The 13506-nt window shown below is 66.5% G+C and carries 8 protein-coding genes; 3 read left to right on the top strand and 5 right to left on the bottom strand.

The features are described 5' to 3' along the window. Positions 1–261: 261 nt before the first annotated feature. On the top strand, positions 262–2370 hold the full coding sequence (locus NMB43_RS19510; RefSeq protein ID WP_494349840.1) for a glycosyl hydrolase family 28 protein: 2109 nt from the start codon (positions 262–264) through the stop codon (positions 2368–2370). A 146-nt stretch (positions 2371–2516) separates the two neighbouring features. Next, complete coding sequence (locus NMB43_RS19505; RefSeq protein WP_494349839.1) at positions 2517–3551, top strand: LacI family DNA-binding transcriptional regulator; 1035 nt, start codon at positions 2517–2519, stop codon at positions 3549–3551. A gap of 9 nt (positions 3552–3560) precedes the next feature. Here the strand turns inward: NMB43_RS19505 and NMB43_RS19500 are convergent, their stop codons facing one another. Continuing rightward, on the bottom strand, positions 3561–4739 hold the full coding sequence (locus tag NMB43_RS19500) for a type IV pilus assembly protein FimV (protein WP_494349838.1): 1179 nt from the start codon (positions 4737–4739) through the stop codon (positions 3561–3563). Between the two features lie 84 nt (positions 4740–4823). After that, complete coding sequence (locus NMB43_RS19495) at positions 4824–6227, bottom strand: type IV pilus assembly protein FimV (RefSeq protein ID WP_494349837.1); 1404 nt, start codon at positions 6225–6227, stop codon at positions 4824–4826. A 351-nt stretch (positions 6228–6578) separates the two neighbouring features. Between NMB43_RS19495 and NMB43_RS19490 the strand changes: the two genes are divergently transcribed. Then, positions 6579–11519: a glycoside hydrolase family 6 protein gene (locus NMB43_RS19490; protein ID WP_494349836.1), complete on the top strand. Its 4941-nt coding sequence runs from the start codon at positions 6579–6581 to the stop codon at positions 11517–11519. A 98-nt stretch (positions 11520–11617) separates the two neighbouring features. Here NMB43_RS19490 and lipA read toward each other — a convergent pair whose 3' ends face one another. Genes lipA through NMB43_RS19475 form a run of 3 tightly spaced genes read right to left on the bottom strand, consistent with a single transcriptional unit; the run spans position 11618 to position 13505 of the window. After that, positions 11618–12565 (bottom strand): lipoyl synthase, encoded by a 948-nt coding sequence (gene lipA / locus NMB43_RS19485; RefSeq protein WP_494349835.1) that lies wholly within the window; start codon positions 12563–12565, stop codon positions 11618–11620. Then, positions 12565–13233 carry a lipoyl(octanoyl) transferase LipB gene (gene lipB / locus NMB43_RS19480; RefSeq protein WP_494349834.1) on the bottom strand — a complete coding sequence of 223 codons (669 nt, stop codon included), beginning with the start codon at positions 13231–13233 and terminating at the stop codon, positions 12565–12567. Before lipB ends, lipA begins: the two co-directional genes overlap by 1 nt. Further along, complete coding sequence (locus tag NMB43_RS19475; protein WP_494349833.1) at positions 13233–13505, bottom strand: YbeD family protein; 273 nt, start codon at positions 13503–13505, stop codon at positions 13233–13235. Before NMB43_RS19475 ends, lipB begins: the two co-directional genes overlap by 1 nt. Between the last annotated feature and the right edge of the window lies 1 nt (position 13506).

Here is a 13506-nt window from a genome sequence, read left to right as displayed (position 1 = left end):
ACTCCGAGTGCACGATCAACCGGGTCAAGGTGAGAGACAAGGCGCGAAAATGCTTTTTTGCGGGGGCTGAGTCGCTTGCTGCAGTGGGTTTGTTATCGCTAACATTAAATTCTGCAAAATCATGTCAATGGCAAACCGCTCGCGCTAGCGTGCACCGCGTTCGTTGCCACAAGCATTTCCTGCCAACTGGCGTGAGCTTGTATCGTCGGCAGGCATTGCGTGGCGCGGAATTCGATTCGCATAACAAGGCAGGAGACAGCAATGAAGAAGGTGTTTGGTGTGGGGCGCCCCCTGGCGCTCCTCGGGTGTGCCGTACTCGCGGCATGTGGCGGTAGCGGCAACGACGACACCCCGGCGACGCCTGCCAGCGTAGCCGACAGTGCGCCCTGTGCGGCCAGCGTGGCCGTGGCACAAGGGACCAGTACAGCGCCGGGAGGCCTGTGTGTGCCGACCCTGGCCTATGACGACAGCAGCATCTCGCTGGTGTGGCAAAAGCCGGCCAGCTATGCCGACGTAGTGGATTACCGCGTCTTCCAGGACGGCAAGCTGCTCGGCCTGGCAAGCGCCAACAACACGGCGAACTCCCCGGCCAAGCCCTACATCGATCAGTTCTACAAGGACGATACGGCCGGCTTCCACGTCAAGCTGCAGTTCCACAACTTCCTGGTCAAAGGCCTGGTGCCCGGTACCCAGTACCGCTTCACCGTGCGTGCCGTGATGAAGGATGGCAGCGAGTCGGCCGACAGCAATGTCGTCCTGCAGACCACCGCGCCGGGCTTCGCCAAGGTCGTCGATGTGTCGACCAAGACCACCGTGGGCGACATCACCGACGCCACCGCGATCAGCGCCAACACGGCGGCGATCCAGCAGGCCATCGACGACTGCGCGGCCGGCTCCACCTCGGCCTATGGCTGCAAGGTGTTGTTCCCGAGCGGCAAGATCATTGTGACCGGGGCGCTCTTTCTCAAGAGCAACATGACGCTGGAGATCGCCGAGGGCGGCACGCTCAAGGGCTCGCCTTATACGGCTGACTACCCGCTCAGCAAGGGTTACCAGCTCTACAGCTACGAGACCAACGTCACCGACGATCGCCGTCCGCCTTCGCTGCTGAACCTGCTCAACCCGAAGCACATGAACGGCACGCGCGCCGAGCGCACCGGTTACGACGAGACGCGCGGTGTATTTACCAACGTGCGCGTGGTCGGCAAGGGCCTGCTCGACTGCAATGGCTGGAACCGCCTGGCGAGCGATGTGATCGACGAGAGCGGGACCAGCCTGCCGCAGTACGCGGCGGGGAGTGGCGGCACGATTGCCGGTTTTGCCACCGGCATCCTGGCCAAGAGTCAGATGGAGGCGGCCCTGGCCGAGTACGGCATCAGCAGTGCCAACGAGGCGGCCAAGAAGAGCGACATCAGCAATCTCTACAGCAACCGCCGCTCCAGCGTCACCACCTTCCGGGGCGTCAAGAACATGTACTTCGGCGGGCTCACCATCCGCAATCCGGCTTATCACGGCGTCATGTTCATCGAATCCGACAACGTGGTGTTCGCCAATACGGTCAACCAGACCTTCGACGTCAACAATGGCGACGGCGTGGAGTTCGGCAACACCAATGGCGGCTGGGTGTACAACAACTTCTTCGACACCGGCGATGACAACGTGAACTTCGCTGCCGGCCAGGGCAAGGACTACGAGACGGCAGTGCCCTCGGCCAACGTGTGGGTGTTCAACAACTACATGCGTGAAGGGCATGGCGTGCTGGCCCTGGGCAGCCATACCGGCGCCTGGATCCAGGACATCCTGGCCGAGGACAACGTGGCCTACCTCACCGACAACGGCCTGCGCATGAAGAGCACGCCGGCCACCGGGGGCGGCGCGCGGCGCATCACCTTCCGCGACAACGCGATGCGCAGTGTCGGTGCGCGCACCGTGGTCAGCACCGCGGGCGGCAAGAGCTTCACCGACGGTGGCGGCAATGGCAACGCCTTCATCTTCACTCTGAGCTACAGCGCCGGTTCCAACGTGTTCCCCAACGCCAGCGCATCGGCGCAGTTCCGCGACATCCTGGTCAAGAACGTGACGCTCGACAACGTCGACGCCACCAAGGGCGGCGTGTCGATCCAGGTGGATGCCTATGCCGGGACCGACACCACCCTGGGCTACCCGGAGACCTTCCATGAGAACCTCGTGTTCGACACGGTGAAGATCAAGGACGCCAAGGCGACCAGCATCTCGCGCCTCAAGGGCAGCACCTTCAAGGACGTCACGGTGACGGTCGGTGGCGCGACGCCGGCCACCACGTGGTGGGTCTTCAAGGACAGCAATCCGGGCAACAGCTACACCAAGGTGTCCCCCGTGCCAGCCAACTGAGCGTCGGGCCGGACCGGAAAACGCCGCCTGCGGGCGGCGTTTTTCTTGTGCCCTGCCACAATGGAGAAGGGCCCGGCGGGGCCGCGTATCATCGCGCGCAGACAAAGCGGCCGCGCGGACGGCCGGCACAGGAGCGAGGAGGGGTGATGGCACGTTGGGGGCACAGCGTCTCGGTGAAGGATGTGGCGCGCGCGGCAGGGGTGTCGACCCAGACGGTGTCGCGCGTGGTCAACCAGTCCTCGGCCGTGGCGCCAGAGACGCGCCAGCGTGTCGAAGAGGCCATCGCCCGTCTCGGCTACCGGCGCAACGAACTGGCGCGCAACCTGATCCAGGGGCGCACGCGCACCCTGGGCCTGGTGTTTACCGGGCGCGACCACCTGGGCGGCAGCAACATCAACAGCGGCATCACGGCGGAGGCCGAGGCGCTCGGCTACGCCCTGCTGCTGCGTGAGCGCCATGCCGATGACAACCTGTCGCAGGAAGACTTCCTGCACAAGCTGCTGGAGCGTCGCGTGGATGGCGTGCTGTGGATGCTGTCGGAGACACGCGAGCGCTTCGCGCCCCTGCTGCAACGCCTGATGCACGAGCATGGCGTGCCGGTCGTGGCCCTGGTGCGCTCCAGTTCGGTGGGCGTGCCTTGGTCGGCCTTCGACAACTACGGCGCGGGCCTGCTTGCCACGCGCCACCTGATCGAGCAGGGTCGCCGGCGCATCGGCCACATCGCCGGCCCCGATGCCTCGTGGGATGCCCAGGAGCGGCGGCGTGGCTGGCACGATGCGCTGACGCAAGCCGGACAGCCGGCCGACGAGACCCTGCTGCATGTGGGCACCTGGCAGCCGGCGGCCGGCGAGGCGGGGCTGCATGCACTGCGGGAAAGGGTGGCCGGCCTGGATGCGGTATTCGCCGCCAACGACCGCATGGCGCAAGGCGTGCTGCTCACCGCGCACCGCCTCGGTCTGCGCATCCCGCAAGACCTCGCGGTCGTGGGCGTGGATGACGTGCGGGGTGCCGACTGGCTGCATCCGCCACTGACCACGGTGCGCCAGAACCAGGCCGAAATGGGGCGGCAGGCCGTGCGCATGCTGTCCCGCCTGGTCGAAGCACGCTTTGCCGGAGAAGCGCTGCCGCGCTTGCCCGACTACCTGCACCCGCCCGAGCTGGTGGTGCGTGAGAGCAGTTGAGGCGCGGGCCTACAGTGCCGGCAGGCGACGCCGGCGCCGCCGCCGCAGATAGCGGCCCAGGTGGTAGCGCGCTTCGGTAAGCGCCAGCGCGCCGAACATCAGCAGGGCAAAGCCGATGATGGCCTGTTGCACCCACGGCAGGCGGTACCAGCGCGTAGGCGCCTCGTCGGCGCCCGCCAGGCTGTGGGCGATCGCCAGGGGCTGCGGGTCCGTCGCGGGCGCTGCGGCCATCGGCGCCGACACTCCCAGCGCAGCGAGTTGCTGGCGCTGCAGGCTGACCAGCTCGGTCAGTTGCAGCACCGCCGCTTCAAGCGCACGCAGGCGGCCATCCCTATCTTCCAGTTGGCGTGACTGGCTGGCCAGGCTGTCCTCCAGCATCAACAGGCGTTCCTCCCGGCCTGGCGTCTCGCTGCGGCCGGGCCCGATCTGCAGGCGTGGCGGCTCGCCCGCGGCCGTGACCGGCGGGCGCGCCTCGGTGGGGGGCGGGGCGCTCGGTGGAAGCGGTTTCTCCTGGGCCGGCTCGCTGTCATCCGGCAGGCGCAGCAGCACACCGGCGCGCAGGCGGTGCGGGTCGCCCTGTTCGAAGTGCTGCGGGTTGAGCGCCAGGATCGCCGCCATCTGGCGTGCCACGCTGACGCCGGGCGGCGCACTGCGCTGTGCGATGCTGCCCAGGCTGTCGCCGGGCTGGCTCAGGTAGCTGCCGCCGCGCGACGGCGCGGGGCGGGCTGCAGCGGGCGGGGCCGTCGTCGGGGCCGGTCCCGTTGCGGGGACGGGTGCCGGACTGGCGGGGGGCAGGGCGGGGCCATCCAGCGCATAGCCGCGCACCAGCTCACCACCGGGCCAGCGCAATTCCAGCAGCACGACGGTCTGGCCGGGCGGCATGTCGCTGGTGGATTTCAGCAGGATGCGCCCCTCCTGCCCGCCGGTGCGTTCGAGGGTGGCGCCGATGCTGGCGACGAAGGGCGTGCGCGCATGGCCGGCGCGTGCATACAGCTCGGCCGGCGCGATGCGCACCGACAGTCCGCCCAGTTCTTCGCCGTCACCGTTGACCGGGACCTCGGCGAGCAGGCCGAGGCCGGCCTGCTGGTAGACGCGCAAGGGGCCCACCTCCAGGCCGAACGCGGCCGTCAGCGGGGCGAGCGAGAGCAGGGCAAGCAACAGATGGCGAGCGGGCGTGCGATGAGCCATGGGGGCGTGGCCGGGTTGGCAGAGGCGCATAGCTTACGCTGCACGCCCGGCCCCTGTGGCGGGGGGATTTCCCGCTGCCGTGGACTATTCCCTGCTGGCCGTCCTGGCCTGCGCCTTGCGGCGCTTGCGTTCGGCCCGTCGCTCGCGGCGGCGTTTTTCTTCGATGCGTTCCTGCACCAGGGTGTAGACCAGGGCGCTGAAGCTCAACAGGGCCAGCACCACCACGCCAAGCTGCACGGCGGGCTGGCGGTACCAGGCGCGGGCAGGCGGAGGGCGGCGATCTTCCACCAGTGGGCCGGCGCTGCTGGGCGTCGCGGTCAGCAAGCCTTGCACCTGGGTCAGCTCGGGCTGGGTCGGCTGCGCCAGCGGGGCGGAGGCTGCACCGCCGCGGACGGCGTCGAGCTGCGTCTGCTGCAGGCGGATCAACTGGTTGAGCTGGGTCACCATCTCCTCCAGCTCGCGCAGGCGCTCGTCGCGCTCCGCGAGCATGCGTGCGTTGCTGGCGACCTCTTCCTCCAGCGCCGCGAGGCGGTGTTGCGGCCGGCCGCGCTCGCTGCCCTCGGCGATCGTCAGACGCGCCTTCTCGCGCGGCGCTGCCTCATCGCCCGGTGCATTGCGGATGCGCCCCTTGGCGTGGCGCTCCACGTTCTCGGGTTGGGCCGGGGCGGCCGCGGCGGCACGCGCGATGTCGCTGCGTTGGGCGCTGAGCTGGCGCGACGCCTGGATCAACACTTCCTGGGCGGCCGTCTCGCTGCGCTGGCGCGCCTCTTCGGTGCTGGGCATGCGCAGCGTCGCGCCGGCGCGCAAGCGGTTCGGGTCGCCGCCTGCGAAGTGTTGCGGGTTGAGGCTGTAGATCGCGGCCATGCGCTGCTGCACGCTGGTGCCCGCGATCTCTTCGTTGCGGGCGATGCTGTGCAGGGTATCGCCTTCCTGCGTGAGGTACTGGCCGGCCTCGCTTGCCGCCGCCGCGGGAGCGGCCGCCACCGGCGGCGTGTTGGCGGCAGGTGCGGCGGGCGCCGGTTGCACGGGCGGCTGAGGTGCCGGTGCCTGCGTGACTTGCGGCGCGGGTGCGGCGGCGACCATGGGCAGGTTGGGCGGCGCATCCAGCGCGAAGCGATAGCCGCGCACCAGGCCACCCCCCGGCCAGCGCAGGTCGACCAGCAGTGTCGAGCTGCCCTCCGGCACCGGCTCATTGCTGCGTACCAGGATGACTGCGCGGTCCTGCGCGCGGCGCTCGACCACCAGGTTGAGCCGGCTCGCCAAGCGGGAGAACGGCAACTGCGCGCCGGCGTACAACTCGGCGGCGGCGGCGCGTGCGCTCAGATCACTCAACTCGATGGAGCTGCCGCTGACCCAGATCTCCGCCACCAGCGGTTGGCCGCTGTGGCTGCTCACCTGCAGCGGGCCGACCTCCAGCGCCTGGCCGGCCAGCGGCGCCAGGAGCAGGCCCAGTCGGGCGGCGAGGAGGGAGAGGCGAGGGCTGCGCATGAGCATCCGTCTTTCGGGCTGAACCAAGGGAGCTTACGTCGTCGTTCGCGTGGGCGAACTGCCGACCGTCAGACCGCGCCTCGCGTACGGCAAGCCAGACAAGACCGGCTGCGAAGGCGCTGTTTCTGGTGATTCTAGCGGATCGTGTTTCAGGCGCATGACACGGTGCAGCGTGATCCATCCCGCCCGTGGCCGTTGATCGGAGGTCAAACGTATTACATCGGCAACCAGCTTCGGCGTCTTGCTGCGTCGCATATACATAAGCAGATGGCATACGGGTGACGACAGGTGGCAAAGCACAAACCCGACCCATTTCAGGCAGACATCAGAATCAATGACAGGAGATAGTCGATGAACAAGGTATTACGAACCGCGCTGAGCCTCGCGCTCGGCACGGCGGTACTGGCGCTGGCCTCGCCCGGCGCCCTGGCCTACAGCGTCGATGACGCGGGCAGGCTGCTCGACTCGGCGGGCAAGGAAGTGCGCCTGTCGGGGGTGAACTGGTTTGGCTTCGAGACCACCGAGGCGACGCCGCACGGCTTGTGGAGCGTGAACTGGAAGGACAGCATTGCGCAGATGAAGACCGCCGGCTTCAATGCGGTGCGCCTGCCCTTCTGCCCGCGGACCCTGCAGGGTGTAGCCCCCAACAGCATCAACTACAGCGCCAACCCAGACCTCGCCGGGCTGAACTCGCTGCAGTTGCTCGACAAGATCGTGCAGCATCTGTCGGACCAGGGCTTCTACATCCTGCTCGACCACCATCGGCCGGACTGCAACGCGATCTCGGAGCTGTGGACCACCTCCAGCTACAGCGAGACGCAGTGGATCAATGACCTGAAGTTCGTGGCGAACCGCTACAAGGGCGTCAAGGGTCTCATCGGCATCGACCTCAAGAACGAGCCGCACGGTGCCGCCACCTGGGGTGCCGGCAATGCCGCCACCGACTGGAACAGCGCTGCCGAGCGCGCCGCTGCCGCCGTGTTGGCGAGTGCGCCCGACGTGCTGATCTTCGTCGAGGGCGTGGGCGCGCAGGCGAACAATGCCTGTTCGGATCATCGTGGCTACTTCTGGGGCGAGAACATCACCCCGATCAAGTGCACGCCGCTGAACATTCCGCGCAATCGCCTGGTGCTGTCGCCGCACGTGTATGGGCCGGACGTCTTCAATCAGACCTACTTCTCGGATGCCAGCTTCCCCAGCAACATGCCGGAAATCTGGGACGCGCACTTCGGCTTCGCCGCCAAGCTGAACTACCCGGTCGTGCTGGGCGAGTTCGGTGGCAAGTACGGCAAGGGCGACCCCAAGGACAAGATCTGGCAGGACAAGCTCGTCGACTACCTGATCGAGCGCCGCATGACCAACTTCTTCTACTGGTCGTGGAACCCCAACAGCGGCGACACCGGCGGCGTGCTGCTGGATGACTGGAAGACGCTGGACAGTGGCAAGCTCGCGCTGCTCAAGCGCCTGATGGCGGTCAATGGCTCGACCAGCTCGTCCTCGTCGAGCTCTTCCTCGTCTTCCAGCTCGTCCTCGGGTTCTTCGTCCGGTTCGTCTTCCAGCTCCTCCAGCTCGGGTGGCGCCAGCGCGTCGTCCAGCTCCTCGGGCTCCAGCTCGGGTGGTGTGTCCAGCGGCAACGCGACGGCCAGCTACAAGATCAACAATGATTGGGGCGCCGGCTTCTGCGGCGACATCACGATCAGCAACCCGACCACGGTGTCGATCAATGGCTGGAGTGCACAGCTCACCCTGCTCAACGCCAAGGTCAATCAACTGTGGAATGCCAACTGGATACAGACCGGCGACACGGTGGTGCTGACCCCGGTGGGCTACAACCGCATCCTGTCGGCCAACACATCGCTGGGCTCGATCGGCTTCTGTGCCACGCGCAGCAGCACGAGCGGTTCGTCCAGCTCCTCGTCGTCTTCCTCCTCCAGCTCGTCGTCGAGCAGTTCTTCTTCGTCCTCGTCTTCCAGCTCCAGCAGCAGTTCGTCGAGCAGCAGCTCCTCGTCCAGCGGTGGCGCGGTGGGTGGCTCGTCGAGCAGCTCCTCGTCGTCCAGCGGCGGTGCGGCTTTGCTGCCGGCGGTGCTGACTTCGAAGACCAATAACGACTGGGGGACTGGCTACTGCGCGGATGTGACGGTCAGCAACCCGAACAGTGCGAACCTGAGCTGGACCGGCACGCTGAGCATCAATGGTCAGGTGACGCAGTTGTGGAATGGCACCTGGTCGCAGTCGGGCAACACGGTCACGGTCAAGGGTGCGGGCTGGAACAGCACGCTCGCCGCCAAGGCCAGCACGACCTTCGGCTACTGCGCCAACCGTAGCGGCAGCGGCTCATCGAGCAGCAGCTCCAGCTCGGGTGGCACGACCAGCTCGGGCGGCATGGGTTCGTCCAGCAGCAGTTCCTCCTCGTCGAGCAGTTCTTCGTCCAGCAGCTCGGGCGGCACGACCAGCTCCGGCGGCATGGGCTCCAGCAGCTCCTCGTCGAGCAGCAGCTCGTCCTCCAGCTCGTCGGGCGGCGGCACGTCCTCCGGGAGTGGTGTGACGGCAGGCAACCCGTTCAGTGGCGCGGCGATGTACGTCAATCCGGACTACGCCAATTCCGTGACTGGCTCGGTGAGCAAGTTGTCGGGTGCGGATGCGGTGGCGGCCGCCAAGCTCAAGAGCATTCCGACCGGGGTGTGGATCGACCGTATTGCGGCCATCGACGGTGGTGCGCTGAACGGCGGACGCCTGGGCGTCGAGGGGCATCTGCAAGCCGCGCTGGCACAGCAGCAATCCCTGGGTGGCAAGCCGATGACGATCACCTTCGTGGTCTATGACTTGCCGGATCGTGATTGCGCGGCCTCGGCCTCCAACGGCGAGCTGAAGGCAGCCAACGGTGACATGACTCGCTACAAGAGCCAGTACATTGACCGTCTGGCCACCATCTTCGGGAAGGATGCCTACAAGAGCCTGCGTATCGTGCTGGTGGTCGAGCCTGACTCGCTGCCCAACATGATCACCAACGTGGGCGTGAAGCCCAACTGTACCGCGGTGTCCCAGCGTGGCACTTATGTCGAGGGCGTGCAGTACGCGCTGCGCAAGTTCTCCGACATCAAGAACGTCTACTCGTATCTCGACATCGCCCACTCGGGCTGGCTGGGCTGGGACAACAACCGGACCGCCGCCGTGGCGAAGTATCGCGAGTGGATCGCCGGCGTGAAGAACGGTGACATGTCGGTGGTGCGTGGTTTCGTGACCAACGTGGCCAACTACACCCCGCTGGATGAGCCGAACTTCAATGGCACGGACGACATCGCGCAGCATGCGTTCTACGAGTGGAACCGCGCCGTCGATGAGCAGACCTACATCGACCGCATCCGTGGCGAGTTCCTCGCCGCGGGCTTCCCGAGCAGCATCGGCTTCATGGTCGACACCGGTCGCAATGGCTGGGGGAACAGCACACTGCGCCCGAAGGCCTGGAGCGGTAACGTCTGGACCAGCAAGATCGACCTGCGCGCCCACCGTGGCAACTGGTGTAACGTGCGCAACGCCGGTATCGGCGAACAGCCGCGCGCCACACCCGATGCGTCCCGTCCGTACATGGATGCCTACTTCTGGGTGAAGGGCCCGGGTGAGTCCGACGGTACCAGCGACAGCACGGCCACTACGCCGAATGACGAGGGCAAGCAGTTCGACGTCTTCTGCGGCAGTGGCAATGTCGACGCCCTGCAAGGTGCACCGCACGCTGGCCACTGGTTCCACGACCAGTTCGTGATGCTGGTGCGCAACAGCTACCCCTCGCTGTATGCCGGTGGCAACTCGTCTTCCAGCTCTTCTTCCAGCAGCAGTTCGTCCTCCTCCTCGAGCAGCAGCTCCAGCTCGTCGAGCGGTGGCACGACCTCGTCCAGCTCGTCGAGCTCGGGCGGCAGTTCGTCGAGCAGCAGTTCCAGCTCGGGTGGCGTGGGTTCGTCCTCCAGCAGTTCAGGCGGGACGGGTTCGAGCAGTTCGTCTTCCAGCAGCTCGTCGAGCGGCGGCTCCTCCTCCGGTAGTGGCGTGACCACGGGCAACCCGTTCAGCGGCGCCGGCATGTACGTCAATCCGGACTACGCCCGCTATGTCGATACCTCGATCGCGCAACTGCCGGCCGGCTCGGACGACGCCCTCAAGGCGACCCGCATGAAGAGCCTGCCGACCGGGGTGTGGATCGACCGTATCGCGGCCATCGACGGTGGCGCGCTGAATGCCGGTCGTCTGGGCGTGGAGGGTCACCTGCAAGCAGCCCTGGCACAGCAGCAAGCTGGGGGCGGCAAGCCGATGACGATCACCTTCGTGGTCTATGACCTGCCGGATCGTGACTGTGCGGCCTCGGCCTCCAACGGTGAGCTGAAGGCGGCGAATGGTGGCATGACGCGCTACAAGAGCGAGTACATCGACCGCCTCTACTCGATCTTCGCCAAGGAAGCCTACAAGAGCCTGCGCATCGTGCTGGTCATTGAGCCGGATTCGCTGCCCAACATGATCACCAACGTGGGCGTCAAGCCGAACTGTACCGTCGTCTCGCAGAACGGGACCTATGTGGAAGGCGTGCAATATGCCATCCGCAAGTTCTCCGACCTGAAGAACGTCTATCAGTACGTCGATATCGCTCACTCGGGTTGGCTGGGTTGGGACAACAACCGCTCGGCTGCGATTGCCAAGTATCGTGAGTGGATCAGCGGCATCAAGGGCGGCGACATGTCGGTCATCCGCGGTTTCGTGACCAACGTGGCCAACTACACCCCGCTCGATGAACCCTGGTTCGACGGTACCGCACAGATCGCGCAGCACGCGTACTACGAGTGGAACTACATGGTCGACGAGCAGAGCTACATCGACAAGCTGCGTAACGAGTTCGTGGCGGCTGGTTTCCCGAGCTCGCTGGGCTTCATGGTCGACACCGGTCGTAACGGCTGGGGCAGCGCTGCACGCCCCACCGGTTGGACGGGTGATGTGTGGTCCAGCAAGATCGACCGCCGTGCCCACCGTGGCAACTGGTGCAACCCGCGCAACGCCGGTGTCGGTGCCCGCCCGGGCGCCAGCCCTGACGCCGCGCGTCCGTATCTGGATGCGTACTTCTGGGTCAAGGGTCCGGGTGAGTCAGACGGCACCAGCGACAGCAGCGCCACCTCGCCGAATGACGAAGGCAAGCAGTTCGACGTCTTCTGCGGCAGCGGCAATGTCGACGCCCTGCAAGGCGCACCGCACGCCGGTCACTGGTTCCACGACCAGTTCATGATGCTGATCCGCAACGCCTCGCCGGCGCTGTAAGCAGACTAGGTAGTCAGCAAGAAGAAGGGGGAGGCGACTTGGTCGCCTCCCCCTTCTTTCCTTCCTCAGGCGCGGCGAATGCCTTGCCTGCGGGTTTCTTAGATCACACCGGCGCCATGCGCCTGCTGATCGGCCCAGTAGGAGGAGCGCACCATGGGGCCGCAGGCGGCGTTCTTGAAGCCCATCTTGTAGGCCTCGGTCTCGAACATCTTGAAGGTGTCCGGGTGGACGTAGCGCAGCACCGGCAGGTGACCGCCCGAGGGCTGCAGGTACTGGCCGATGGTGAGCATGTCGACGTTGTGCGCGCGCAGGTCGCGCATGACTTCGAGGATCTCTTCGTCGGTCTCGCCCAGGCCCAGCATCAGGCCACTCTTGGTCGGCACATTGGGGTGCATGGCCTTGAAGTCCTTGAGCAGTTGCAGCGAGTAGGCGTAGTCGGAGCCGGGGCGGGCGGCCTTGTAGAGGCGCGGCACCGTTTCCAGGTTGTGGTTCATCACGTCGGGCGGCGCGTCGTTGAAGATTTTCAGCGCGATCTCGGCGCGCCCGCGGAAGTCCGGCACCAGCACTTCGATCTGGGTCTGCGGGCTGGCGGCGCGGGTCTCGCGGATGCAGTCGACGAAGTGCTGGGCGCCACCGTCGCGCAGGTCGTCGCGGTCCACCGAGGTGATGACAACGTACTTGAGGCGCATGGCGGCGATGGTCTTGGCGAGGTCGCGCGGCTCGTCCGGGTTGAGCGGGTCGGGACGGCCGTGGCCGACGTCGCAGAAGGGGCAACGGCGGGTGCAGATGTCGCCCATGATCATGAAGGTGGCCGTGCCCTTGCCGAAGCATTCGTGGATGTTGGGGCAGGAGGCTTCCTCGCACACGGTGTGCAGCTTGTGGTCGCGCAGCGTGTCCTTGATCTCGTTGAAGCGCGCGGTCTCCTCGGCGGTGCCGAGCTTGATGCGGATCCACTCCGGCTTGCGCAGCTTTTCGGCCGGCACGATCTTGATCGGGATGCGCGCCGTCTTGAGTTCGCCGCGTTGCTTCTTGACCTGTTCTTCCATCACACGTTTTCCTGTGTTTGCAGGCAGCCGGCCTGCAGCGGGTAGTGTTCGTCCAGCAGGCGGCCAAGCGCCGTCGCCAGCCTGTCCAGCGCGTCTTCCACGCTGGTGCGCACGCCCAGTTCGCTGAGCTGGGTGGTGCGCAGCCCTTCGTAGCCGCAGGGGTTGATGCGGGTGAAGGGCGCCAGGTCCATGTCCACGTTGAGTGCCAGGCCGTGGTAGCTGCAGCCGCGGCTGATCTTGAGGCCCAGCGCCGCCACCTTGGCGTCATCGACGTAGACGCCCGGGGCGCCCTCGCGCCGTTCGCCGGCGATGCCCCACTGCGCTAGCACGTCGATCAGGGCCTGTTCCATCAGGCGCACCAGCTCGCGTACCTTGAGGTTGCGCCGGGCGAGGTCGATGAGGATGTAGACCGTGGCCTGGCCCGGCCCGTGGTAGGTGATCTGGCCGCCACGGTCGATCTTGACCACAGGCACATCGCTCGCCTGCAGCAGGTGTTCCTCCTTGCCGGCCAGGCCCAGTGTATAGACCGGAGGGTGCTGCAACAACCACAACTCGTCCGGGGTTTCCGGGCCGCGCTCGGCGGTGAAGGCCTGCATCGCGCGCCAGGTGGGCGCGTAGTCGACGAGCCCCAGGTGGCGCAGGTGCAGGCTGCCGGCGCGGGTGCGCATCACAGCACGACCTTGACCATCGGGTGCCCCGACAGCTCGATGTACAGCGCGTCGAGCTGGGCCTTGGAGGTGGCGCGGATGGTGCAGGTCAGGGCCAGGTAGTTGCCGCCGCTGCTGGTGCGCATCTCCATGGTGGCGCCATCGAAGTCCGGCGCATGGCGCAGCACGACCTCCAGCACCGTCTGGGCGAAGCCGTCGTCGCGCTTGCCCATGATCTTGAGCGGGAAGTCGCAGGGGAATTCGAGCAGGGTGTCCTTGGTGTCGTCGCTCATG

Source organism: Uliginosibacterium sangjuense (assembly GCF_059132465.1).
Note: the sequence above shows the minus strand (reverse complement) of the source record. Positions and strands in the feature narration are given on the sequence as shown.

Coding starts and splice junctions, on each gene's coding strand:
- NMB43_RS19510 (WP_494349840.1), top strand. CDS start 262: ATGAAGAAGGTGTTTGGTGTGGGGCGCCCCCTGGCGCTCCTCGGGTGT.
- NMB43_RS19505 (WP_494349839.1), top strand. CDS start 2,517: ATGGCACGTTGGGGGCACAGCGTCTCGGTGAAGGATGTGGCGCGCGCG.
- NMB43_RS19500 (WP_494349838.1), bottom strand. CDS start 4,739: ATGGCTCATCGCACGCCCGCTCGCCATCTGTTGCTTGCCCTGCTCTCG.
- NMB43_RS19495 (WP_494349837.1), bottom strand. CDS start 6,227: ATGCGCAGCCCTCGCCTCTCCCTCCTCGCCGCCCGACTGGGCCTGCTC.
- NMB43_RS19490 (WP_494349836.1), top strand. CDS start 6,579: ATGAACAAGGTATTACGAACCGCGCTGAGCCTCGCGCTCGGCACGGCG.
- lipA (WP_494349835.1), bottom strand. CDS start 12,565: ATGGAAGAACAGGTCAAGAAGCAACGCGGCGAACTCAAGACGGCGCGC.
- lipB (WP_494349834.1), bottom strand. CDS start 13,233: ATGCGCACCCGCGCCGGCAGCCTGCACCTGCGCCACCTGGGGCTCGTC.
- NMB43_RS19475 (WP_494349833.1), bottom strand. CDS start 13,505: ATGAGCGACGACACCAAGGACACCCTGCTCGAATTCCCCTGCGACTTC.